A 21,424-nucleotide genomic window follows, 5' to 3' on the forward strand; every position below is an offset into this window, starting at 1 on the left:
GAGCTACACGAAGTGAGCGACCGTGGGGGCGCTATTTCCAGGGGGTAGGTGGCGGAATTTCGCAGACCGGGTCTACGTCTATGGATTTGAAGTCCGCTGGCCCGACGATTTCCAGGTATTCCATGTCGGGTGAGTAGTCGAACAGGAAATGCTTGATGCCTGGTCGCTGGTGCACCACGTCACCGGCCTCGACCAGGGTTTCCTTGTCTTCGTACATAAAGCGGGCCCAGCCCTTGGTCATGATGACGATCTGGAAATCTGCCTCATGACGGTGCCATCCCGTGCCTGTTTCTGGTGCCATATTGGCCTTCACAAGGTGCGCGATGACTTTGCCGTTGGTCGCGTCGGCAATGCCGAGGTCACGGTACAGGAAAAAGTCGCGCAAACCACCGGAGACAAACTGCGTGTCGCCAGGCTTGACATGGGAAAACTTGGTCGCGGTGCGGTCCAGCATGGGGTGCTCCTGTTCAATCAAGACATCCAACTCGGGATTGGTGCGGTGCAGCAAGCATGAAGTGTTCCAGAGTGTGTGCGGCGTGGGCTACACCGCTGGCTGCACAGCCAGGGCGACAAAGAGGGGCCTTTGCAAAGCTATAGTTCAGGAACGTCTAAACCTCCACCCATCCGACTCAAAGGCGTTTGACATGTGGCCCAAGCTCATTCGTTTCCTCAAGGGGGAGCGGAGACCTGACCCTTTCTTCAAGCGAGGGCCGGGCTTGACCGGTTTTGTTGACACTTTCACCTTAGAAGACACTGTCCATGCGTCCATCGTTGAAGACCCGAAAGCCCATTGACCAACTCAAGCCGGAAGACCTCATCGCTTTTCCCATCTGGGAGTTCGCAAGCGACGAGGAAGGGGATGAAGAGCAGGACGAAACCTGGGTTCGTCCTCATCCGGCGAAGATGATGGGCCCGGACCTTTACGACCTGTCCGTTGCTGCTGATTTCCTTGCTTCCTCGGGCCAGATGTTCACCGGCTTTGTTGGCGTGACCACGGCTGGCGATCTCGAGTTTGGGCATGGGGTGCTGCTGCATGAAAACGACCACATCTTCGTTCCCTCGGCCGAGTACCCGCAGGCAAAAAAGGAACGCAAGGCGGTTGCGGCCGCGCTGCGCATGAAAGAGTCTCAGGTTTTCCCGCTCAAGTTCACATTACGTGTTCTTCTGCAGGGCGAAGTTGCACCGCGCCGTGGTGAGTTCGCGTAGTCGCAGTGCGGCAAGCAACAAAACGTTCGCATCATGTCTGTTCTGGATCGACCATTCTTCAATCTGTCTGTGATCAAGGCACCGGTGGCCGAGGTTGCCCAGGCGTTTGATCGCTATCCGCCAATGCGGGTTCATGGCAGCCCAACCTCGTTTGTCTTGCCAGAACAGCCGTACACGGAAGACAAAGGCGCGCCGCCGCTCATTCTGTGGTCACCGGCTAACGCACCTGGGCTAACGGTTTTTATGCCTCACCTGTCTGCGGGAGATGGTTACGTACCAGCTTACGCGCAGTCGACGTTTCGCTTTGATGTAATTTCAATTCGAAGTACCGCTGATGATTGCCGGAAGGACGCCGTGAATGAATTTTCTGCTTATTCCCAAGGCGCTTTGTTGCGCTTTGTCCGTGTAATGAGTGACAACCCAGGTTGGGACTTCTATCAAAAGGGAGATCCTTTGTCCTTCGAAAACCTGGAAAAGTATCAGTTGCGATTAAAGCGGAAACGATTGCAGCGAGGCGATGTGCTTGCCTGCGTTGAATCCTGGGGAGCTCCAATCACATCGGCAATGTTCTGGCGCAGCGACTTTTCCGCTGTTACCTTCTTGCCGAAAGGGCCGGCCCCTTCGGCATTGGTCTGACATGACCACGAGAAACCAGCGCTACGCACACGCCGGGTTTGTCCGGGCTTGTCAACGGCGGGCCTGAATCAGGCTGTCCGTGCCCCCTCAGCCCCCTCTGGGATAATCCCCCCATGAGCGGAAATACCTTCGGAACCCTATTCGCAGTCACCAACTTCGGTGAATCCCACGGCCCGGCCATTGGCTGCGTGATTGACGGCTGCCCGCCCGGCATGGACTTGAGTGAGGCCGACATCCAGGGCGACCTGGACCGCCGCCGGCCAGGCACCAGCCGGCATGTGACCCAGCGCAATGAGCCCGACGCTGTCGAGATCCTCTCCGGCGTGTACGAGGGCAAGACCACGGGCACCCCCATCTGCCTCCTGATCAGGAACACCGACCAGCGCAGCAAGGACTACGGCAACATCCTGGAAACCTTCCGCCCAGGCCATGCCGACTACACCTACCTGCACAAATACGGCCGGCGCGACCCGCGCGGCGGTGGCCGTGCCTCCGCCCGCCTGACGGCGCCCATGGTGGCAGCCGGCGCGGTGGCCAAGAAGTGGCTGGCTGAAAAATACGGCACCACCTTTCGCGGCTGCATGACGCAGATCGGCGACATCGCGATTCCGTTTGAATCGTGGGAACACGTGCCGGGCAACCCGTTCTTCGCGCCGGTCGCCGACGTCTCGAAACTGGAAGACTACATGGACGCGCTGCGCAAGGCGGGCGACTCCTGCGGCGCGCGCATTCGTGTCACAGCATCCAAGGTGCCGGTGGGCCTGGGCGATCCGCTCTTTGACAAGCTGGACGCTGACATCGCTTTCGCCATGATGGGCATCAACGCCGTCAAGGGCGTTGAAATTGGCGCCGGCTTTGCCAGCGTCACGCAGCGCGGCACCGCGCACGGCGACGGTCTGTCGCCTGAGGGCTTTCAGTCGAACAACGCCGGCGGTGTACTGGGTGGCATCAGCACGGGGCAAGACCTGGAGGTGTCCATCGCCATCAAGCCGACGAGCTCGATCATCACGCCGCGCCAGTCGATCGACACCGCAGGCAACCCCGCCGAGGTGGTGACGAAGGGCCGGCACGACCCTTGTGTCGGCATTCGCGCCACGCCGATTGCCGAGGCCATGCTGGCCCTGGTGGTAATGGAGCATGCGCTGCGCCAGCGTGCGCAGAATGCGGATGTGGTGGTCGCCACGCCCAACATCATGCGAAACCGAAAATAAATCTGCTGCGCGGCCCGATCTCGCATCTGCGGTCCTCACCGTACGGGTGGGTGTACGGCTCCGGTCCTCGACACGACCTCGGGCTGCTCGGGCCGCTCGCCACGATTTCTTTACGACTTCGCGCCGGTGCGTGCCTTAAGCTTTATGGCTCAGGTGGCGCAGCCCGAAACGGGTTAAAACCCGTGATCAGCGCGGTGGCCGATAACACCAGGATGCAACCGGGCAACATGCTGATCGTCACCGGCTCCCCCAGAAACAGCCCGCCCCAGGTCACGCCGAACAGCGGAATCATGAAGGCCGCCGACGTGGTGGCGCTGGCCGGAATCTCGCGCATCAGCCGCATGCTGATCCAGTACATAAACCCGGAAGTAAACGTGCCCAGCACCGTAACGGCAGCCACGGCGCCCGGCGTCAGAACAGCCGAGGGTGCGGCGATTCCGCCCGGTATGAGCAGGATCAGGGCCGCGGCCACATGCACCACCGCTGACGAAGGCAGCGGCGAATAGGCCATGGTGGCACGTTTCATGAGGATGGCGCCGAAGCCGTAGCTGGCCGACGCGGCGACGCAGGCCAACGCCGCCAGCACGACCCGGGGCGTGACGGCGACGGGCCCCAGTTGCACCAGCAGCGCGACGCCGGCAAAGCCGACCGCGCAGCCGAGCAGGCGGATGCGGGTGAGTTTTTCCTCGCCGGCCAGCGCGGCGGCCATCACGCCGAAGAGCGGCACCGTGGCATTGAGCACCGCCGAATAGCCCGACGGGATGACCAGCGCGGCCCAGTTGTACAGCACAAAGGGAACCACCACCGACAGCATGCTCAGCAGCGCCAGCCGGGGCCACGCCTCGCGCGGCGGCCATTGGCCGCGCAGCCTGCTCATCAGCAGACCCAGCACGATTGCGGCCAGGACGCAGCGGGTGGCCGCTACCACCCACGGCCCCAGGGCAGGGCTGGCGATACGCAGCAGGGGAAATGATGCGCCCCAGAGGGCGGACATCGCGATGAGCTGGAGGAAGTGTCGGGTTTGCATCAAACGCCGCTCGGGCGGCAACAAAAGCGGCAATGGAAAAGATGGCTGCCTTGATTGTGCAAGATTCGGCCCGACGCTGCAGCGGCCGCAAGGCATGGCTGGGGCGAAGGCGCGAATCTTTCCTACACCGCGCCAGGCGCGGGCCACTCGTCATCAAGGACTTCGGCAGGAAGACCGACATGAGGCGGCCGGTGCAACCTGAGGAGTTGTCGCCTGCTTATGTATTTCTGGCTTCTCCTGTTTGTTCCAGTTATGTCACGGGGATTGTTTTACCGTTGACGGGGAGTGTTGGGGTGGTTTGATTCATTAGTGAAAATGGCTTTTGACTAATAGGGATAAGCGCGGGCAGCTATTGAATTGATAGCGAATCTTGAGGCTGGATCTTGCTCCGGCTTGGGCGTTCTCTACTGAGAGCGGCTGGCCGGGCAACCCCCGGCCAGCCACCCTCAGCAAAGCGCGCATCGCCAGAGCAAGAACCCGCCAGAGCAAGAACCGCCCTGGCAGATGCACTCAAATCAGGTTTCTCATCGCCTGCGCCGTCTCCCGCAACACCGACAAAACCCGTCCCCCCGCATCCTCACTCGACTCATGCCCCATGGGCATGGTCACGCTGAGCGCCCCGGCCACTTCCCCGTGCCGGTCCCGCAGCGGTACGGCAATACCGCGGTAATTGAGTTCCAGCTGCTGCTCGGAAATCGCCCATCCTTGTGCCCGCACGCGCGCCAGTTCGATCCGCAGGCGGTCCTTGCTGGCGATTGTGTATGAGGTGTAGGCCTTGAGCTCGTGGTTGGCCAGCCAGGTTTCCAGCCAGGCGGGGTCGCGCATCGACAGCATTAAAAGGCCCGCAGCCGTGACCTGGGCCTGCACGCGTGAGCCCAGCACGTAGCCGGTGTTCATGGCGCGGCTGGAGYCGTTGCGGGCGATATAGACGATGTCGTCTCCGTCCATCACGCTCACGTACGCGCTCTCCTGGGTGCCGGCGGTCACGCGCTGCAAAAAGGGTTGCACGATGCGCGGCAGGCGGGCCGACTCCAGGTAGGACTGGCCCAGGCGAAGCACCCGCGGCGTCAGCCAGAAGAGCTTGCCGTCGCCGGCGACATACCCCAGGTGCTCCAGCGTCAGCAAATAGCGGCGGGCGGCCGTGCGTGTCATGCCGCAGCGCGCGCCGGCCTGGCTGGCGGTCAGGCGTGGGTTGGCGTCGTCAAAACATTCGATGACGGACAGGCCTTTTTCCAGCCCGGCAATCCAGTCGCGCTTGTCCAGCGTGGAAGGGCTGGGGGCCTGCAATGTAGAGGGTGAAATGGGGAGTTTGGCCGCAGTCATTTGCTGAAGTATTCACAAGAGGGTTTCAACGCAGGCATAGGTCAAACCCTTGTTTCGTTCGATCATCGATCTTTATTGAGCGATCATCGATCAATTTGGTGATAAACCTGTTGGGATTCCTGAGGCTAGCTACTAAAGTTCACACCAAATCTGGCAGTTTCAATCGATTATCGAACGTTTTAGGCAATCCAGCATGTTTTCCACCATTCAGGGCAATACCGACGTGTATCTGATCCCCGGCGATCCGGTCGGGCAGGTGCGTGCGCCGGAGGTGTTCAACCTGATCTTCAAGACGCTGGGTATTGATGCTGTCCTTGTCCCGGTGCATGTGGCCGCCGGGGACATCCAGGCTTTTGTGAAAGCCGCTTTCCTGGCCAGGAACGTCAAAGGCATGTTGCTGACCATCCCGCACAAGGCAGAAGTGATGAGCCTGCTTTCGCATTGCAATGACGCGGGCCGGGTAGCCGGTGCGGTGAATGGCATTCGCCGTAACGCAGCCGGTGAACTGGAAGGTGCCTTGTTTGATGGCAAAGGGTTTGTCCTGTCGCTGGACTATTTCGGTGTGGCCTACGCCGGCAAGCGCGTGTTGATACTGGGCGCAGGCGGCGCGGCAGCCGCGATTACCGCTTCACTCGCGATGGCGGGAAACCAGTCGCCGGCCGCCATTTCGCTGTATGACCCGGCGCCCGGCAAGGCGCAGGTGCTGGCCGACCAGATTACCGCCGCTATGCCGCTGTCAAACGCAAGCATCGCGGCTGTGAGCAGCGGTGACCCTTCGGGCCATGACGTGGTGGTGAATGCCTCACCGCTGGGGCTCAGGGCCGATGATCCCCTGCCGTGCGATGTCTCCCGCATGRCGCCGCATGCGGCCGTCATGGACATCCTCATGAAGAACCAGCCGACGCCGCTGGTTCGCGCTGCCCGCGAGCGCGGCCTGACCGCACAGCCCGGATTTGAGATGCTGATCCAGCAGGTGCCGGACTACCTGGATTTTTTTGGGCATGCCGCAGCGGCGCAGGCCGTTCGCCGCGATGCCACTTTTATCCGTGGGCATTTGTACCCCGCCACGATGGCCGGTGAAATCAGGCGCCCCTTCCAGACCACACCATCTGACAGTGTTCCCATCCCAGGAGTCGGGGAAGCACGACTCGCATCACCTTGATTTTTTAACCCCCCAGAGGAGACAACCATGAAAAAACGATTCGCTCTCAAATTGATAGCTGCTTGCGCGCTTGCAGTAAGTGCCAGCGCTGGTTTTGCGCAAGACGTCATCAAGATCGCCAACATTGTCGAGCTGTCCGGCGGCGGCGCCACGGCAGGCACCAACTTCAAGAACGGCGTGGAGCTGGCCGTCAGGGAAATCAATGCCAACGGCGGCATCCTGGGGAAGAAAATCCAGACAACCACCGCTGATACGCAAAGCAATGCGGGCGTGGCCAAGGGGCTGACGCAAAAGGCCATCGATGACGACGCGTTTGCCATCTTTGGTCCGGTGTTCTCCGGCTCCATCATGGTCAGCATGGCCGAATCACGGCGCGCCGAGGTGCCCAACTTCACCGGGGGCGAGGCAGCCAGCATCACCGAGCAGGGCAACCCTTACGTGTTTCGCACCAGTTTCACGCAAGCCACTGCCATGCCCAAGGTGGCACGCTACATCAGTGACCAGGCCAAACTCAAAAGCATTGCCGTCATTTATGTGAACAACGATTTCGGCAAGGGCGGCATGGACTCGATCAGAAAAGCCCTCGCCAATTCGCCGACCAAAATCCTGAGCGAGATCTCCACCGAACCGGGCCAGGTCGACTTCTCCGCCGCGGTGCTGCGTGCCAAGCAAAGCAATGCAGACGGCGTGTTCGCCTATTCGAACGAAGAAGAGTCGGCACGCTTGCTGCGCGAGCTGCGCAAGCAGGGCTGGAACAAGCCCATCATCGGCGAAACCACCCTGACAGGCCAGAAAGTCATTGAGCTGGCCGGTGAGGCTGCCAACGGCGCGATTGCCCACGTGGGCTTGACGGTGGATGCGCCGGTGCCCGCCATCCGCGCTTTCAAAGCGAAGTTTGAGAAGGACTACAAGTACATCTCCGATCACAACGGCATGAAGGGCTACTCCGGTGTCTACGTRCTCAAGGCCGCCATCGAAAAAGCCGGCAAGCTGGACCGCAAGGCCGTGGCTGCGGCCATGAAGGGCTTGAAGGTCAACACCGACAAATATCCCGGCGCGCTGATGTACACCGAGTTCGACAACAAGGGCGACCTCGACCGCATGAGCTTCATGGTGGAAGTCAAAAACGGCAAGCAGGAAGTCATTGACATGGTTCCCCCGCTTGGCCTGGCCACCCGGGACGTGAGCAAGACCCTTCCTTTGGCACCTGCTGCTGCGGCCAAGCCAGCCGCGAAGAAGTAACTGAGTAACTGCAACCTCGGCCGGCCATGCGGGGCCGGCCGCTCATGGGGCAGGGCGCAAGCCCTTCCCATTGAGAACTCCGCTGAATACAACCGACTTTCTCCATCGGACCTTCCCATGACAGACTTTCTCCAACTCTTTTTCTCGGGCCTGGCCACCGGCAGCATTTATGCGCTGGCGGCCCTGGGCTTTACCTTGCTGTGGCAGGCCTCGGGAACGATCAACTTTGCGCAGGGTGAATTTGTCATGCTGCCGGCCTTCATGATGCTGGCCTTCATTTCGCTGGGCGCACCCATGCTGGTGAGCTTTGTGCTGGCGGTGCTGCTGGCCGTGTTGCTGCTGGGCTGGGTCTTCAAGCGGGGGGTGGTGGATCCGCTCTTCAAGTACGGCATGATGCCCATCGTCGTGGCGACCATCGGGCTTTCCATTGCCCTGCGCAATGGCGTGCGCGCCGGCTACAGCGCCGAAGCCCATCCTTTTCCGAGTCTCTTTGCCGACAAGCTGTTCAACATCGCCGGCGTCACGATAACGCTTCAGGACATCGGCACTTTTGCGCTGGCCCTGATCATCGTGATGGCGACACAGGCTTTCCTGGCCAAAACCGTCACGGGCCGTGCCATGCAGGCCGTGGCACAAAACACCGAAAGCGCTTCGGTACTGGGCATCAATGTGCCGCGCATGATTTTCTACACCTTCGCCATCAATGCCGTGCTGGCGGTGGCGGCGGCCCTGCTCGTTACGCCCACTTACCTCGCCAAGTTCGACATGGGCGAAGGCCTGGGTACCAAGGCTTTTTTTGCCGCCATCATCGGCGGTTTCAACAACTCGCGCGGCGCCTTGCTGGGCGGGCTGATTGTGGGGGTGTGCGAGAACCTGGCCGCTGCCTATATTTCTCCGGCCTACAAGGACGCCGTGGCGCTGGTTATTTTCATGGTGGTGATTCTCTTCAAGCCACAAGGCCTGCTGGGTAAAAAAGAGGAGCGCAAGGTATGAAGCTCGCCAACAACAAATTTGCCCTGGTATTGACGGTTCTGGCCGCTTTGCTGGTACTGGCGGTGCCGCAGTTCCTGAAGAGCTACGGCATCTACCTGCTGACCTACTGGCTGGTTTTTATCATTGCCACCATGGGACTGAACCTGACCATTGGCTACGCGGGCCAGAAATCGCTGGGCCACGCGGCCTTCTTCGGTATTGGCGCCTACACCGTCGCCATCCTGATGAAGGCGGGTGTCAGCTTCTGGCTTGGTTTGCCGGCTGCCGCACTGATCTGTTTTGCCGTCGGGCTGATCCTGGGTTTCCCGGCGCTGCGCGTGCAAGCCATTTACCTGGCATTCGCAACGCTGGGTTTTAACACCGCCATCTGGCTGGTCATGCGCAATGAAGAGTGGCTCACCGGAGGCACCTTTGGCATCAACAACATTGCACGGCCGTCCCTCTTCGGGTATTCGCTCGAAGGCAACCTGCCTTACTACTACTTTGTACTGGCCGTGACGGTCATCCTTTCGGGCCTGCTGTGGGGGTTGCTGCGCTCACCCTGGGGCAAGGCTTTCACGGCCTTGCGCGACAACCCGATACGGGCCGAGAGCCTGGGGGTGGACATCCGCAACTACACGCTGCTGAGTTTTGCCATTGGCGCGGCTTACGCCGGCATCGCCGGTGCGCTGTTTGCATCGCTGGTGCAGTTCATCGAGCCGGGGCCGTTTACGGTGGCCGCGTCCATCATGATGTATCTGATGGTGGTGGTCGGCGGTGCGGGTTATTTCCTGGGCCCCATCGTGGGCGCCGCCGTGGGGGTGGTGCTGCCGGAGTGGCTGCGCGATGTGCCGCTGGTGTCCAACTGGTATTTGCCGATGTTCGGCGCTGCGGTGGTGCTGTTGATGGTGTGGCTGCCCGATGGGTTGCTCAGCATTCCTGACCGTATACGGGCCAAGCGCGCAGCGCGTGAGGCGTCCCAGGCACGTGCGGCTGCAGCCAGCCGGATCGGAGCGGCATCATGACAAACGCGTTGTTAAAAGTTGCCGGGCTCAAAAAGGCCTATGGCGCCATTCAGGCTGTGGGCGGGGTCTCCTTTGAAGTCATGCCGGGGGAAATCTTTGGTGTCATCGGACCCAATGGCTCGGGTAAAACCACCATGTTCAACAGCGTGTTGGGCCAGATCAGCCCCGATGCCGGCACGATCGAACTCAACGGTAAAACCATCACCGGCCTGTCGCCGCTGGAGCTCAGCCGGCGTGGCGTGGGCCGCACCTTTCAGACCCTTCAGGTGTTCGGAAAGATGACGGTGCGCGACAACCTGATCGTGGCRGCCCAGGAGCACAAGGGCAGCCTGCTCGGCCGCATGTTCGCGCCTGGCGACTCGGGGTTGGGCGACAAGGCGGATGCGCTCATCGACCAGTTCCGCATCCGCCATGTGGCTGACAAGCTCGCCGGTACCTTGAGCTATGGCCAGCAAAAGCTGGTGGACATCGCCATGGCTTTTATGGCCGAACCGGACCTGGTGCTGCTCGACGAGCCGTGCGCGGGCGTCAATCCCAGCCTGGTGGGCGGCATCTCGTCGCTGCTCCGGGATCTGAACCAGAACCCCAAATTTGGCCGCAAGGCTTCGTTTGTGGTGATCGAGCACAACATGGATTTTGTGATGGGCCTGTGCCACCGCATCATGGTGATGGTCGAAGGCAAGGTGCTGGCCATTGGTACGCYGGCGGAGATCCGGGCCAATAAAGAGGTATTGGACGCCTATTTAGGGAACTAACCCCCTGTCTCGGCTCACTGCGTGTAGCCGGAATCCCCCTTAAGGGGGACAACCGCTGCGGCCCGGCGGAGCCGGTTCCGCGCCGTTGCTTGGAAAGAGGTCAACTGAGGCTTCATGGAGATTGATATGACAAGTGAGATCTGTATTGAATTTGACGATGTGGTGGCAGGTTACAAGGACTTCATGATCCTGAACAACCTGTCGTTCAAGGTCAGGACTGGTTCCATCACGCTGCTGCTGGGCCCCAATGGTGCGGGCAAGTCCACGGTTTTGAAAGCGCTGTTTGGCTTGCTCAAGCCGCGGCAGGGCCGCATCCTGTTGAATGGTGAGGACATTTCGGGCGCCAGCCAGAAAGAATTGCTGGCCAAAGGAATTGTGTTTGTGCCCCAGGGGCGCAACCTGTTTGGCCAGCTTACTGTGTGGCAGAACCTGGAGCTGGGCGGCATCACGCTGGGTACGAAAACCACACACGAGCGTATTCCCGAGGTGCTGGAGTTTTTCCCGCGCGTCAAGGAACGCCTGCATTCCCAGGCCTCAGCGCTTTCGGGTGGTGAGCAGAAGCAACTTGAAATCGGCCGGGCCTTGCTGCTGCGCCCCAAGGTCATCCTGATTGATGAACCCTCGATCGGGTTGTCGCCCATGGTGGTGCAGGACGTGTTCAAGCTGTTGCAGAAACTGGCGGCGCAGGGCACSACRGTRTTGATGGTTGAGCAAAACGTCAAAAGYGCGCTGAAAATTTCCGATGACGCCATCGCGCTTGAGTCGGGSCAACTGGTGCTGCACAAGCCGGCGGCSGAGCTGCTGGCRGACCCCAACATCGAACGCCTYTTCCTCGGCGGCGGCCATGTGCCGGGCGCAACCTTGGCGCCCGCCATGGCAACTTCCTGAATCTGCTGCAACCTCTCACCGGAGACATCACCATGAGCACCTTTGCACAGGCACCAACCGCAGACCGGGAGGCCATCCCCGAAGTTGCCAACCCCCTGGGGCTGGACGGCATTGAGTTCATTGAATACACCACTGCCAAGCCGCAGGCGTTGGGGCAGGTGCTGGAAACGATGGGTTTCCGTCCGGTTGCCCGCCACCGCTCGCGCGAGGTATTGCTGTACCGGCAGGGCAGCATGAACGTGATTGTCAATGCCCACATTCCCGCCATGCCGGATGGCACCGCGCCGACCGACAAGCCGGTGATTGCCGCTGTGGCCTTGCGCGTGCGGGACGCGGCAGACGCTTACCACCGTGCGCTGGAGCGGGGCGCCTGGGCCGTGCCGTCACGCGTCGAGGTGATGGAGCTGAACATTCCGGCCATCCATGGCGTGGGAAAAAGCCGCATTTATTTTGTGGATCGTTACGACAAGTTTTCGATCTATGACGTGGACTTTGTGCCGATTCCCACGGTGGAGCAGCATCCGCCAGCGGTTGCGGGGCTGCACTTCTTTGGCGTCGTGCAATACATCGGCAATGACCGTACTGAAGACTGGGCCGAGTTTTACCGCGAGCTGTTTGGCTTTACCGACCTGCCCGACGAACAGCGCTTCGGCATCCTGCCCAAGGGACGCATCCTTCGCAGTCCTTGCCCGCCTTCGTCGCGCTTTTACCTTCAGCTGATCGAGCCTGAAGCCAGCGTGCTCGACGTGGAAGGGGACGAGAGCCTGCAGCGCATTGGCCTGGGCAGCGCAGACGTGCTGGCCACTGTCGGCGAGTTGCGCAAGCGCGGCGTGGAATTCCTCGAGTCACCCGGGGTCCATACCGAGGACCGCGGCGCGCTGACCAAGAGCTGGATGGGCAGCGTGAGTTTTGAGCTGGTCCATGACGTACGCTAAACAGGCGCCAGGCATGAGCCACTACAGCGGCAACATCGACGATTTCGGGATGGACACCATCTCGCTGGCAGGTCCGCTGGAGGCCAAGCTCAAAGCCGTGCGCGAGGCTGGCTTTACGCAGATCATGCTCGCTGCCAAAGACCTGGTAGGCCATCCAGACGGCATGGAAGCCGCCGTCGCTGCGGTGCGTGCAAGCGGTTTGCGCGTCACCGGGTTCCAGGTGTTGCGTGATTTTGAGGGGCTGTCCGGGCACCTGCACGACTACAAGATGGACATCGCCAAATCGATGCTGGAAATGTGCCATGCGCTGGGCTGCCGCCTGCTGTTGATCTGTTCGTCAACCTCGGTGCACGCCACGGGTGAAACCCAGGCGCTGGTCAGGGACTTGCGCAAGCTGGCCATGCTGGCGATTCCGATGAATATCAAGATCGCCTACGAAGCCTTGTCGTGGGGCCGCACCGTCAATGAGTTCCCGCAGGCCTGGGACATTATTTGTGAAGCCGACATGCCCAACCTGGGTTTGGGCTTTGACTCTTTTCACATGTTTGCGACCAAGACCTCGCTGGACGAGCTCGACATACTGGATCCGGACAAAATTTTTCTGGTGCAGCTGGCTGACTTCATGTGGACGGAAATCAAGTCGGTCGAAGAGCGCATTGCCACCGCCCGGCATTTCCGCGTGTTTCCAGGCGAGGGCGTGCACAGCGAAGCGCTGGCCACGCTGGTCACCAAGCTGCATGGCCTGGGCTACCGCGGCGATTACAGCTTTGAAGTGTTCAACGACGACTACCAGCAAATGCCTTTGCCGACGGTGGCCCAGCGCGCATGGCGCTCGGCCCTGTGGCTGGGGGAGGATGTGCTGCGCCGTTCCGTGCCGCTGCCTAACCAGATCCGCCTGAAAAAATGAAACCCCCGCGTTCGTCACTTCGTGCCTGCGGCGCGCTGCCCCTTTCCTTTGTGTATGAGGCGCGGTTTTCCTTGGGGCGACCCGGTGGAAAACCATCAGTCATTGTTTTTTGAGAGTGCACGGCATGAGCAGTATTTTTGAAGGTTTTTTGTCCACGCCGGAAATTCTGGAGGCCTTCAGCGAGCGTAACTTTCTGGATGCCATGTTGCGCTTTGAGGCTTCGCTGGCGAGAGCGCAGGCCAGCGCCGGCCTGATCCCCGAGGCCGCCGCGCAATCCATCATCGGCACCTGCAAGATCGAATTGTTTGATGTGGCCAAGATCGTTCGCGAAAGCGGGCGCGCGGGCAGCATTGCCATTCCGCTGGTCAAGGCCCTGAAGGAAACCGTGGGCCTCTTCAACAAGGAGGCCGCCGGTTTTGTCCATTTCGGCTCGACCTCCCAGGACGTGATCGACACCGCGCTGGCGCTGGTGACCCGCAATGCGTTGGACCTGATTGAGGCCGACATCCGCAAGGCAGTGGCGGCGTTGCTGGTGCTGGCCCGCCGCCATGCCGCCGACCCCGTGCTGGCTCGCACGCTGATGCAGCCGGCATCCGTCACCAGCTTTGGTTTCAAGTGCTCGGGTTGGGCTGCGCCGCTGGCGCGCAGCCTGCAGCGCCTGCAAGTGGCTGGCCACAATGCGCTGGCCGTGCAGCTGGGCGGGGCCGTGGGAACACTGGCGCAGATGAACGGCAAGGGCCCACAAATCATGGCGCATATGGCGGCCGACCTGAAGCTCAAACCTTCTGCATTTGCGTGGCACACCCAGCGCGATGAGTGGGTGGCGCTGGGTTGCGAACTGGGCCTGCTGGTGGGCAGCCTTGGGAAGATCGCCAAAGACATCTCCTTGATGGGGCAGTACGAAGTGGGCGAACTGGCAGAGCCGACCGAGCCGGGGCGCGGCGGTTCATCCGCCATGCCGCACAAGCGCAATCCGGTCGCCTGCATGGTGGCACTGGCTGCAGCGCAGCGCGCGCCGCAGCGCGTGGCCGCCCTGTTGGCCGCCATGGCGCAGGAGCATGAGCGCGCCCTGGGGAACTGGCAGGCCGAATTGGCCGAATGGCCGGGGCTGCTGATGTCGGCGCACGGATCCGTTCGCGCCATGGCCCAGGCCCTGCCTGGCCTGCAGGTGGACACCCAGCGCATGAGCGCCAACCTGGATGCGTTGCGTTCCGTGCTGCCCGCCGATGCCGCCGACGAATGGTTTAACCCGGCGCTGGCGCGGCACGCGTCAACACTCGCGCATGCGCAGGCCGACGCTGTTGAAGCACTGGTGGGGCAAACGCACACTGACAGCCATCGCACCAAGACCGCAAAAAGGTAAAACCATGAACGACCATGACAAGGGAATGATCAACCGCCGGCGCGTGCTCGGTGATGCCTGGGTGGACCGTTCCATCGCCAAAAGCAATGCCTTCAACGGCGAGTTCCAGGACTTGATCACGCGCTATGCGTGGAATGAGGTCTGGGGCCGGCCGGCGTTGGGGGACAAGACGCGACGTCTGATGGTCCTGTCGACCATGATTGCGCTCAAGGCGTATGAAGAATTTGCCATGCATGTCCGGGCCGCGCTCGACGGCCCGCCGGAGTCGCGGCTCACGCCGGACGATATCAAGGAAGTAATTCTGCAGGCCGCCATTTACTGTGGTGTTCCCGCCGCCAACCATGCGTTCTCTGTGGCGGGCGAGATCCTTCGCGAAAAAGGCCTGCTCGCTGACTGACAGGGCGTGTATTTGCGGGCTTCCAAGCAACTCATCATCATTAATAGAAGTATGAAAAAACCTCACCTGCATTGCATCAGTGAAGGCCAGGGGCCTGTTGTGGTGCTCAGCCATGCATTGGGCTGTGACCTCACGATGTGGGACGGCGTGACGGCCGTCCTGAAGAACCGCTACACCGTGCTGCGCCATGACCACCGCGGCCATGGCCAATCGGAAGCGGTGCCCGGCCCTTACACACTCGACCTGTTGGCCGATGATGTGGCGGGCCTGATCAAGGAGCAGGGTGGCGCCCCAGTGCATTTTGTCGGGCTCAGCATGGGCGGCATGACGGCGCAGGCGCTGGCGGCGCGGCATCCGCAGCTGCTCAAAAGCATCGTCATTGCCAACGCCGCCCTGTTTTACGACGACGCGGCGCGCGCCATGTGGCAGGCGCGCGTTCACACCGTACAGGCCCAGGGCGTGGCGGCGATATCAGACGGTGCGATGCAGCGCTGGTTTACCCCGGAATCCAGGGCGGACGAGGCGGGTGGCGGTGCGCGCAAGGTAGCCGCGCTACGCAAGGTGCTTGAAACCACCGATGCCGCCGCTTATGCCGCCAGCTGCGAAGCGGTTTCCCGCATCGACTTCCGAGCCAGCAACGGTGCGATCCAGTGCCCGGCCCTGGTGATTGCCGGCACGCGCGACGAAGCAACGCCCGTGGCCATGTCGGAAGCCATTTGCGCCAGCATCAAGGGTGCGCAATTGCGCACCTTGCCAGCGGCTCATTTGAGCGCGGTGGAGCAACCAGATGCATTTGCCGACTTGCTGGAACGCTTTTTCGAAAGCCTGCGCTAGGGCGCTGCCAGCGGACTGATCGGGCAGGTGCGGGAGCGGGGGGACAGGGTGCTTCGGTGATGGGCTGGCGGCGGCAGCGTCGATAATCGGGCCCAGGCTAATAGCCAAGCCCCACCCACCCGAACATCTGGAAAGCCCCGCTTCATGAAAACAGTCCTTGTCCTGAATGGCCCCAACCTCAACTTGCTGGGAACGCGTGAGCCGGCCGTGTACGGTTCGCAAACCCTGGCCGATGTAGAGGCGCTGTGCACCAAGGCCTGCGCAACCCACGGTTTCAAGCTCGACTTTCGCCAGAGCAACCACGAAGGCGTGATGATTGACGCCATCCATGAAGCCGGGCGCGCCCAGGCTGCTGGCACGCTGGCAGGCATCGTGCTGAATGCTGGCGCTTATACCCACACCAGCGTGGCCCTGCACGATGCCATCAAGGGCGCGGGCGTCACGGTGATCGAGCTGCACATCAGCAATGTGCATGCACGCGAGGCTTTCCGCCATCACTCTTATATTTCGCCAGCTGCCAGGGCCGTGATGGCCGGGTTCGGCGTCAAGGGCTACGCCCTCGCCATCGCGGGCCTGGCCGAGTTGGCAGTCTGACCCGGTTGCGGCGCTGACCATGGCTGCGCCACCGAAATTCCCCGTTGACGAACGCGAGGTAGAGTTCAACGCCATCCGCGCGCAGGGCGCCGGCGGGCAAAACGTCAACAAGGTCTCCAGTGCGATTCACCTGCGCTTTGACATTGCGGCTTCGTCGCTGCCCGACGCCGTCAAGGAACGGCTGCTGGCGACGAGCGACGGACGCATCACGCAGGAGGGCGTTCTGGTGCTCAAGGCCCAGCAGCACCGTACCCAGGAGATGAACCGCAGCGACGCCATGGCACGCCTGCAGGAGATCGTTGACGGCGTCTCCACACCGCCCCGGGCGCGGCGCGCCACCAAACCTACCTACGGCTCGAAGCAGCGCCGCCTGGCGGGCAAAAGCCAGCGCTCGGAAATCAAGTCTTCACGGGGCAAGGTGGGCGGCGGCGACTAAGCCCGGCCGGCAGTCCACCTGGTGCCGTTCAGGTCACCATATAGCGCCCGGGTTTGTGGTTGACCCAGAGGAACAGGCTCATCAGCACGGCCGCCATGACTGAATATGCCACGCGCTCAGGGGGCACGACTGCCAGCGCCATCAACACCACGGCCGAATCAATGGCCATCTGTATCTTGCCGGCGCGCCAGCCGTGCTTTTCCTGAAGATAGAGCGTCACGATGGTGGCGCCGCCCAGGCTGGCCCGGTGCCGGGCCAGGAAGAGGCAACCGGTCCCCAGCAGCAGGCCGCCCACCAGCGCGGCGTACAGCGGGTGGATGTCCGCGATGTCGAGCACCCGGGGCGACCAGTCTGCCAGCAGCGACAGCAGTGCAATGGACAGGAAGGTCTTGATGGTGAACTCGCGGCCCATGCGGGTCCAGGAGAACCAGTAAAAGGGCAGGTTGACCAGAAAGAACAGCTTGCCGAAGCTCACGCCCGTGGCGTAGTGCAGCACAAAGGCCACGCCGGCCGTACCGCCCGTCAACAGGCCCGCCTGGTTGAAGATCACCATCGCCAGCGACACAAACAGCGTGCCCGTGAAGATGCCCTGCGCATCGTCAAAAAGGGTGTGGCGTTCGGGTGATGTAACTGGGGGCATGGGAAGCTGGCGTGTTGCCCACGGGCGGGCACTTCAGCTCTGCATGATCTGTGCCAATGGGCACATTTGCATTTCAGTGACTACGGATTGGCCTGCGGCGCTCACATGACGAAATTCAAGCCATTTAAGGCTCTAGCCCAATAAGGACGAGCGCAAGCAGCTATCAAAACAATAGCGTTATGCGCGGCGCTGGTTTCCTTGTTGCAGTCTGTCTCGCACCTGCGCGGTGATTTCCAGGGAGCGCCGGGCGATGGCGGGGTCGTAAATGTGAGTGGTCACCATCAGTTCATCGGCCCGGGTATCCTCGATGAAGCGCTGAAGCTGGTTTTCAACCGTTGCCGCCGAACCTGCGACGGCATAGCGCAGCATGCGCTGCGCGCCGGCTTTCTCGGCCGGTGACCAGTAGCTTTCGATGTCGTCGATGGGCGGCGGCATCGGCCCCGGCGTGCCGCGCAGCAGGTGGGTCATGGCCTGCTGCACGGAGGTGAGCTGGTAGCGTGCCGCTTCGTCCGTTTCGGCCGCGACGACATTGGCCACCACCATGGCATAAGGTTTGGCGAGCTGGGCGGAAGGCCTGAAGCCGCTGCGGTACAGGTCCAGCGCCTGCATCAGCATGTCGGGCGCGAAGTGCGATGCGAAAGCAAAGGGCAGGCCCAGCATGGCAGCGAGCTGGGCACCGAAGAGGCTGGAGCCCAGCAGCCACAGCGGCACCTTGAGGCCAGCGCCCGGGACCGCCCTGATTTTCTGGCCGGGCTCTGCCGGTTCAAAGTAGGCCTGCAGTTCCTCCACGTCCTGCGGAAAAGTATCGGCATTGTTCTGGTGGTCACGCCGCAGTGCGCGTGCGGTGAGCTGGTCGGTGCCCGGTGCGCGCCCCAGCCCGAGGTCGATGCGGCCGGGGTACAGCGAAGCCAGCGTGCCGAACTGCTCGGCGATCACCAGTGGCGAATGGTTGGGCAGCATCACCCCGCCGGAGCCTACGCGTATGGTTTGCGTGCCGCCCGCCACATGGCCGATAACCACCGCGGTGGCGGCGCTGGCGATGCCGGGGTTGTTATGGTGCTCGGCCAGCCAGAAGCGCTTGAAACCCAGTTGTTCGGCATGCCGGGCCAGGGCCAGGGTGTTGCGAAAGGCATCGGCGGCAGTGGCGCCCGTGACGATGGGGGATAGATCGAGGACTGAAAAGGGGATCATGTTTTTGCGCCTTCTCCCTCAGGGAGAAGGCGGGGATGAGGGCTTGCGGCGTTTGATGTTGCGCCGTGTGTGTTCGAATGCCGCTGGCCCTCACTCCAACCCTCTCCCAGGGGGAGAGGGAGTGAAGAGGGGGCGGTTGGGCTGCGATTCACAGAGGTGTATGAGAAGGCGGTAAGCCAGTTTAGGAGCTTGGCGATGGCCGCATGAGGGGCAGGGTATAAATCCCCCATGACAGATTCGGCAAACATTGAGCTTCCTCCAGAAGCGCTCGCGATGCTGCGCACGGCCAGCCGTTTTGAAACCCCTTGCGGCGACGGCACCATGGTCTGGCACATATGGGGCCAGGCCACGCGCCGGCCCGGGCTCGCGCCCCTGGTGCTGCTGCACGGCGGCAGCGGCAGCTGGATGCACTGGCTGCGCAACATCCCTGCGCTGGCCGCGTCGGGCCGCTGGGTGCTGGTGCCTGATCTTCCCGGTTTTGGCGATTCGGCCGCGCCTTTACGGGGCACCGATGCTGACGTGCTACCCGAACCGGTCGAGCAAGGGCTGGCCCTGCTGGCGGGCGAGGCGGCCTGCGACCTCGTGGGATTTTCCTTTGGCGGCATGGTGGCCGGCTTTGTGGCGGAGCGTTTCCCTGCCCGGGCGGCGCGTGTGGTGCTGGTGGGTGCGCCCGGCCTGGGTGTGGCGCCCGAAAAAGCCATACGCCTGCGCGCCTGGCGGCATCTCACCGATGCGGGCCAGCGCGATGAGATCCATCGCCACAATCTCGCTGCGCTGATGCTGTACCGCGAGAATGCGATCAACGAACTGGCCTTGCGCCTGCACATCGCCAACGTGCTGCGCGACCGCATGAAGGGCCGCAGCCTGGCGCGCACCGGCGCGCTGGCGCAGTCATTGGCGCGGCCGCGCTGCCCGGTGTGGGCGATTTACGGGGAAGAGGATGCGCTGTACCGCGGCAAGCTTGATGGGCTGCGGGCAGCCCTGGAGCGAGCTGCGGATTTCAGGGGCCTGGCCCTGGTCGAATGCGCCGGCCACTGGCTGCAGTTCGAGCGCGCGGAGTCCTTTGACAAAGCCCTCCTCACGACGCTCGAAGCGCCTCTTTAGCTTTTACTTTTCAATCGCGAGCAGTTCGATGTCGAAGGTCAGCGTGGCATTGGGCGGCACCACGCCGCCGGCGCCGCGGTCGCCATAGGCCGTGGCGGGTGGGCAGGTCAGTGTGGCCTTGCCGCCGACCTTGATCTTCTGCACGCCTTCGGTCCAGCACGGCACCACGCGGTTCAGCGGGAAGGTGGCGGGCGCGCCGCGCTTGTAAGAGCTGTCAAATTCCTTGCCGTCGGCCAGCGTGCCGCGGTAGTGCACCTTGACGGTGTCCGTCGCCTTGGGCTGCGGGCCGGTGCCGTCGGTGCTGTGCACGATTTTCACGCCGCTGGGCAGGGTCTCGGCCGGGGCGGCGGCAAGGGCGGTGCTGGACAGAGCAATGGAGGCCAGGGCGATGAGCGCGGCGGTCAATGTCTTCATGGAGGTCATGCTTTCGTGGCAATGGGGTAATCGGAAAGGGTGACCTGGATTATCGTCCCGGCTCTCGCCTTGCCTCAGTGGCGCCGGCTCGCCTATCTCAGGTTGTCAGGTCGCTGAGCTGGATCATGAGGGGGCGGAAGGTGTGAGTGGTACTCCAGCCAATCAAAATTGGCTCCAAAATTAGTAACGTCAGCGTGAAAAATTTTGCATTGGCCTTACCAGTTCGAACCATAACCCCATAGCAAAAACCGCCGTCGCATAAACTGCACTTCACGCGGAGGACTCATGCTGGACCAACTCAAACAGGTCGACAACCGTCGGCTCTATCAACAAATTGCCGAGCAGATTCGCGCCTTCATTGACAAGGGCAACTACACCGCGGGTGCGCGGTTGCCGCCGGAGCGCGATCTGGCCCTGCAGTTGGGCGTCTCACGCCCCTCGGTGCGCGAGGCGCTGATTGCACTGGAAATTGAGGGCAGCGTGGAAGTGCGCATGGGCGCTGGCGTGTACGTCTGCAGCGCGGCCCAGCGCAAGCCGCAGTCCCTGGCCGCCATGGGCGAAAGCCCGATCGAACTGATGCAGGCACGCGCCGCCCTTGAGGGCACTATCGTGCTGCAGGCCTGCGCCAGGGCCACGCCCGAGGCGCTGTTGGCGCTGCGCCAGATTCTGGACAACATGCTGTCCGCCATGGCACAAAACCGCTCGCCCCTGGCCTTTGACCGGCAGTTTCACCAAACGATTGCAGCAATGACCGGCAACTCCGTGCTGGAGCGGCTGGTGGGAGAGCTGTTTGACGAGCGCCACAGCCCGATTGCCGCGCGCCTGAGCGCGCATTCCGAATCGGGCCAAAGCTGGGCCATTGCGCTGCAGGAGCATGAAGCCATCTTGCGCGCCCTGGAAAACCGGGATGTACTGGCCGCACAGAACGCCATGCGCATGCATCTGCAAGCCTCCGAACAGCGCTGGGTCGAGAACCGCCGCGAATGGTCGTGAACCAAGGTCTGTGCTGTCAACCTTTGCTCCTGTGCCGTGGTCAGGCCTGTGCAATTGCGCAGGCTTTTTCCCGTCTTTTCACCCCGATTTTGATCCCGGATCACGGGTAAGCACCAATACACACGCACCTCCCGGTAAGGCCAAATACGCCACATCGTGTCAGGTGGCC

Annotated in this window: 24 protein-coding genes and 1 pseudogene; 19 read left to right on the top strand and 6 right to left on the bottom strand. The window is 62.0% G+C overall.

Annotated elements, in window-relative coordinates:
* Window positions 1-31 precede the first annotated feature (31 nt).
* The gene (locus AC1D1P_RS01930; protein ID WP_092130677.1) at window positions 32-454 is read right to left on the bottom strand and encodes a cupin domain-containing protein; all 423 of its coding nucleotides are present in this window, start codon (window positions 452-454) and stop codon (window positions 32-34) included.
* A gap of 305 nt (window positions 455-759) precedes the next feature.
* Here AC1D1P_RS01930 and AC1D1P_RS01935 point away from each other — a divergent pair, with 305 nt between their 5' ends.
* The 3 genes from AC1D1P_RS01935 (at window position 760) to aroC (ending at window position 3,053) form a co-directional block, all read left to right on the top strand.
* A complete protein-coding gene (locus AC1D1P_RS01935; RefSeq protein ID WP_477667905.1) occupies window positions 760-1,206 on the top strand; it encodes a hypothetical protein in 447 nt (148 codons plus the stop codon).
* A 33-nt stretch (window positions 1,207-1,239) separates the two neighbouring features.
* The gene (locus tag AC1D1P_RS01940) at window positions 1,240-1,842 is read left to right on the top strand and encodes a hypothetical protein (protein WP_477667904.1); all 603 of its coding nucleotides are present in this window, start codon (window positions 1,240-1,242) and stop codon (window positions 1,840-1,842) included.
* Between the two features lie 113 nt (window positions 1,843-1,955).
* Window positions 1,956-3,053: a chorismate synthase gene (gene aroC / locus AC1D1P_RS01945; RefSeq protein WP_477667903.1), complete on the top strand. Its 1,098-nt coding sequence runs from the start codon at window positions 1,956-1,958 to the stop codon at window positions 3,051-3,053.
* Window positions 3,054-3,195: 142 nt separating this feature from the next.
* Here the strand turns inward: aroC and AC1D1P_RS01950 are convergent, their stop codons facing one another.
* A complete protein-coding gene (locus AC1D1P_RS01950) occupies window positions 3,196-4,080 on the bottom strand; it encodes a DMT family transporter (RefSeq protein WP_477667902.1) in 885 nt (294 codons plus the stop codon).
* A 143-nt stretch (window positions 4,081-4,223) separates the two neighbouring features.
* Here AC1D1P_RS01950 and AC1D1P_RS01955 point away from each other — a divergent pair.
* Window positions 4,224-4,382: pseudogene (locus tag AC1D1P_RS01955) on the top strand (short-chain dehydrogenase); the annotation flags it as partial.
* Window positions 4,383-4,590: 208 nt separating this feature from the next.
* Here AC1D1P_RS01955 and AC1D1P_RS01960 read toward each other — a convergent pair.
* Window positions 4,591-5,403, bottom strand: a complete 813-nt coding sequence (locus AC1D1P_RS01960; protein ID WP_477671933.1) for an IclR family transcriptional regulator domain-containing protein — start codon at window positions 5,401-5,403, stop codon at window positions 4,591-4,593.
* Between the two features lie 193 nt (window positions 5,404-5,596).
* Here AC1D1P_RS01960 and AC1D1P_RS01965 point away from each other — a divergent pair, with 193 nt between their 5' ends.
* The 13 genes from AC1D1P_RS01965 (at window position 5,597) to arfB (ending at window position 16,913) form a co-directional block, all read left to right on the top strand.
* Window positions 5,597-6,565, top strand: coding sequence for a shikimate dehydrogenase family protein (locus AC1D1P_RS01965; protein ID WP_477671934.1), 969 nt, complete (start codon window positions 5,597-5,599; stop codon window positions 6,563-6,565).
* A gap of 27 nt (window positions 6,566-6,592) precedes the next feature.
* Window positions 6,593-7,807 carry an ABC transporter substrate-binding protein gene (locus AC1D1P_RS01970; protein WP_477667899.1) on the top strand — a complete coding sequence of 405 codons (1,215 nt, stop codon included), beginning with the start codon at window positions 6,593-6,595 and terminating at the stop codon, window positions 7,805-7,807.
* A 117-nt stretch (window positions 7,808-7,924) separates the two neighbouring features.
* Window positions 7,925-8,800 carry a branched-chain amino acid ABC transporter permease gene (locus tag AC1D1P_RS01975; protein WP_457280111.1) on the top strand — a complete coding sequence of 292 codons (876 nt, stop codon included), beginning with the start codon at window positions 7,925-7,927 and terminating at the stop codon, window positions 8,798-8,800.
* Window positions 8,797-9,804, top strand: a complete 1,008-nt coding sequence (locus AC1D1P_RS01980) for a branched-chain amino acid ABC transporter permease (RefSeq protein WP_457280112.1) — start codon at window positions 8,797-8,799, stop codon at window positions 9,802-9,804. Before AC1D1P_RS01975 ends, AC1D1P_RS01980 begins: the two co-directional genes overlap by 4 nt.
* Window positions 9,801-10,559, top strand: a complete 759-nt coding sequence (locus AC1D1P_RS01985) for an ABC transporter ATP-binding protein (RefSeq protein ID WP_477671935.1) — start codon at window positions 9,801-9,803, stop codon at window positions 10,557-10,559. The genes AC1D1P_RS01980 and AC1D1P_RS01985 overlap by 4 nt, the downstream gene beginning before the upstream one ends.
* Before the next feature lie 126 nt (window positions 10,560-10,685).
* Window positions 10,686-11,447 (top strand): ABC transporter ATP-binding protein, encoded by a 762-nt coding sequence (locus tag AC1D1P_RS01990; protein ID WP_477671936.1) that lies wholly within the window; start codon window positions 10,686-10,688, stop codon window positions 11,445-11,447.
* 32 nt (window positions 11,448-11,479) lie between these two features.
* On the top strand, window positions 11,480-12,382 hold the full coding sequence (locus AC1D1P_RS01995; protein ID WP_477667897.1) for a VOC family protein: 903 nt from the start codon (window positions 11,480-11,482) through the stop codon (window positions 12,380-12,382).
* Between the two features lie 13 nt (window positions 12,383-12,395).
* Window positions 12,396-13,289, top strand: coding sequence for a sugar phosphate isomerase/epimerase family protein (locus tag AC1D1P_RS02000; RefSeq protein ID WP_477646438.1), 894 nt, complete (start codon window positions 12,396-12,398; stop codon window positions 13,287-13,289).
* Between the two features lie 124 nt (window positions 13,290-13,413).
* Window positions 13,414-14,652: a 3-carboxy-cis,cis-muconate cycloisomerase gene (gene pcaB / locus AC1D1P_RS02005; RefSeq protein WP_477667896.1), complete on the top strand. Its 1,239-nt coding sequence runs from the start codon at window positions 13,414-13,416 to the stop codon at window positions 14,650-14,652.
* Window positions 14,653-14,656: 4 nt separating this feature from the next.
* On the top strand, window positions 14,657-15,049 hold the full coding sequence (locus AC1D1P_RS02010) for a carboxymuconolactone decarboxylase family protein (protein ID WP_477671937.1): 393 nt from the start codon (window positions 14,657-14,659) through the stop codon (window positions 15,047-15,049).
* Window positions 15,050-15,100: 51 nt separating this feature from the next.
* Complete coding sequence (locus tag AC1D1P_RS02015; RefSeq protein WP_477667894.1) at window positions 15,101-15,883, top strand: alpha/beta fold hydrolase; 783 nt, start codon at window positions 15,101-15,103, stop codon at window positions 15,881-15,883.
* Between the two features lie 144 nt (window positions 15,884-16,027).
* On the top strand, window positions 16,028-16,477 hold the full coding sequence (gene aroQ / locus AC1D1P_RS02020) for a type II 3-dehydroquinate dehydratase (RefSeq protein ID WP_477667893.1): 450 nt from the start codon (window positions 16,028-16,030) through the stop codon (window positions 16,475-16,477).
* Window positions 16,478-16,496: 19 nt separating this feature from the next.
* Complete coding sequence (gene arfB / locus AC1D1P_RS02025; RefSeq protein ID WP_477667892.1) at window positions 16,497-16,913, top strand: alternative ribosome rescue aminoacyl-tRNA hydrolase ArfB; 417 nt, start codon at window positions 16,497-16,499, stop codon at window positions 16,911-16,913.
* Window positions 16,914-16,941: 28 nt separating this feature from the next.
* Here the strand turns inward: arfB and AC1D1P_RS02030 are convergent, their stop codons facing one another.
* Together AC1D1P_RS02030 and AC1D1P_RS02035 are read right to left on the bottom strand one after the other, a co-directional pair.
* Window positions 16,942-17,553, bottom strand: a complete 612-nt coding sequence (locus AC1D1P_RS02030) for a DUF6198 family protein (RefSeq protein WP_477671938.1) — start codon at window positions 17,551-17,553, stop codon at window positions 16,942-16,944.
* A 177-nt stretch (window positions 17,554-17,730) separates the two neighbouring features.
* A complete protein-coding gene (locus AC1D1P_RS02035) occupies window positions 17,731-18,744 on the bottom strand; it encodes an LLM class flavin-dependent oxidoreductase (protein WP_477667890.1) in 1,014 nt (337 codons plus the stop codon).
* Window positions 18,745-18,972: 228 nt separating this feature from the next.
* Between AC1D1P_RS02035 and AC1D1P_RS02040 the strand changes: the two genes are divergently transcribed.
* Window positions 18,973-19,848, top strand: a complete 876-nt coding sequence (locus AC1D1P_RS02040) for an alpha/beta fold hydrolase (protein ID WP_477671939.1) — start codon at window positions 18,973-18,975, stop codon at window positions 19,846-19,848.
* A 3-nt stretch (window positions 19,849-19,851) separates the two neighbouring features.
* Here AC1D1P_RS02040 and AC1D1P_RS02045 read toward each other — a convergent pair whose 3' ends face one another.
* Complete coding sequence (locus tag AC1D1P_RS02045; RefSeq protein ID WP_477667888.1) at window positions 19,852-20,262, bottom strand: FKBP-type peptidyl-prolyl cis-trans isomerase; 411 nt, start codon at window positions 20,260-20,262, stop codon at window positions 19,852-19,854.
* A 285-nt stretch (window positions 20,263-20,547) separates the two neighbouring features.
* Here AC1D1P_RS02045 and AC1D1P_RS02050 point away from each other — a divergent pair, with 285 nt between their 5' ends.
* A complete protein-coding gene (locus AC1D1P_RS02050) occupies window positions 20,548-21,255 on the top strand; it encodes a FadR/GntR family transcriptional regulator (RefSeq protein WP_477665654.1) in 708 nt (235 codons plus the stop codon).
* Window positions 21,256-21,424: the final 169 nt, after the last annotated feature.

This window comes from Polaromonas sp. P1_E1_2 (genome assembly GCF_056406035.1).

What these genes read in the sequence shown, in the direction of transcription:
- AC1D1P_RS01930 (WP_092130677.1), bottom strand. Translation starts at nt 454, where the DNA reads ATGCTGGACCGCACCGCGACCAAGTTTTCCCATGTCAAGCCTGGCGAC.
- AC1D1P_RS01935 (WP_477667905.1), top strand. Translation starts at nt 760, where the DNA reads ATGCGTCCATCGTTGAAGACCCGAAAGCCCATTGACCAACTCAAGCCG.
- AC1D1P_RS01940 (WP_477667904.1), top strand. Translation starts at nt 1,240, where the DNA reads ATGTCTGTTCTGGATCGACCATTCTTCAATCTGTCTGTGATCAAGGCA.
- aroC (WP_477667903.1), top strand. Translation starts at nt 1,956, where the DNA reads ATGAGCGGAAATACCTTCGGAACCCTATTCGCAGTCACCAACTTCGGT.
- AC1D1P_RS01950 (WP_477667902.1), bottom strand. Translation starts at nt 4,080, where the DNA reads ATGCAAACCCGACACTTCCTCCAGCTCATCGCGATGTCCGCCCTCTGG.
- AC1D1P_RS01975 (WP_457280111.1), top strand. Translation starts at nt 7,925, where the DNA reads ATGACAGACTTTCTCCAACTCTTTTTCTCGGGCCTGGCCACCGGCAGC.
- AC1D1P_RS01980 (WP_457280112.1), top strand. Translation starts at nt 8,797, where the DNA reads ATGAAGCTCGCCAACAACAAATTTGCCCTGGTATTGACGGTTCTGGCC.
- AC1D1P_RS01995 (WP_477667897.1), top strand. Translation starts at nt 11,480, where the DNA reads ATGAGCACCTTTGCACAGGCACCAACCGCAGACCGGGAGGCCATCCCC.
- AC1D1P_RS02000 (WP_477646438.1), top strand. Translation starts at nt 12,396, where the DNA reads ATGAGCCACTACAGCGGCAACATCGACGATTTCGGGATGGACACCATC.
- pcaB (WP_477667896.1), top strand. Translation starts at nt 13,414, where the DNA reads ATGAGCAGTATTTTTGAAGGTTTTTTGTCCACGCCGGAAATTCTGGAG.
- AC1D1P_RS02010 (WP_477671937.1), top strand. Translation starts at nt 14,657, where the DNA reads ATGAACGACCATGACAAGGGAATGATCAACCGCCGGCGCGTGCTCGGT.
- AC1D1P_RS02015 (WP_477667894.1), top strand. Translation starts at nt 15,101, where the DNA reads ATGAAAAAACCTCACCTGCATTGCATCAGTGAAGGCCAGGGGCCTGTT.
- aroQ (WP_477667893.1), top strand. Translation starts at nt 16,028, where the DNA reads ATGAAAACAGTCCTTGTCCTGAATGGCCCCAACCTCAACTTGCTGGGA.
- arfB (WP_477667892.1), top strand. Translation starts at nt 16,497, where the DNA reads ATGGCTGCGCCACCGAAATTCCCCGTTGACGAACGCGAGGTAGAGTTC.
- AC1D1P_RS02030 (WP_477671938.1), bottom strand. Translation starts at nt 17,553, where the DNA reads ATGCCCCCAGTTACATCACCCGAACGCCACACCCTTTTTGACGATGCG.
- AC1D1P_RS02035 (WP_477667890.1), bottom strand. Translation starts at nt 18,744, where the DNA reads ATGATCCCCTTTTCAGTCCTCGATCTATCCCCCATCGTCACGGGCGCC.
- AC1D1P_RS02040 (WP_477671939.1), top strand. Translation starts at nt 18,973, where the DNA reads ATGACAGATTCGGCAAACATTGAGCTTCCTCCAGAAGCGCTCGCGATG.
- AC1D1P_RS02045 (WP_477667888.1), bottom strand. Translation starts at nt 20,262, where the DNA reads ATGAAGACATTGACCGCCGCGCTCATCGCCCTGGCCTCCATTGCTCTG.
- AC1D1P_RS02050 (WP_477665654.1), top strand. Translation starts at nt 20,548, where the DNA reads ATGCTGGACCAACTCAAACAGGTCGACAACCGTCGGCTCTATCAACAA.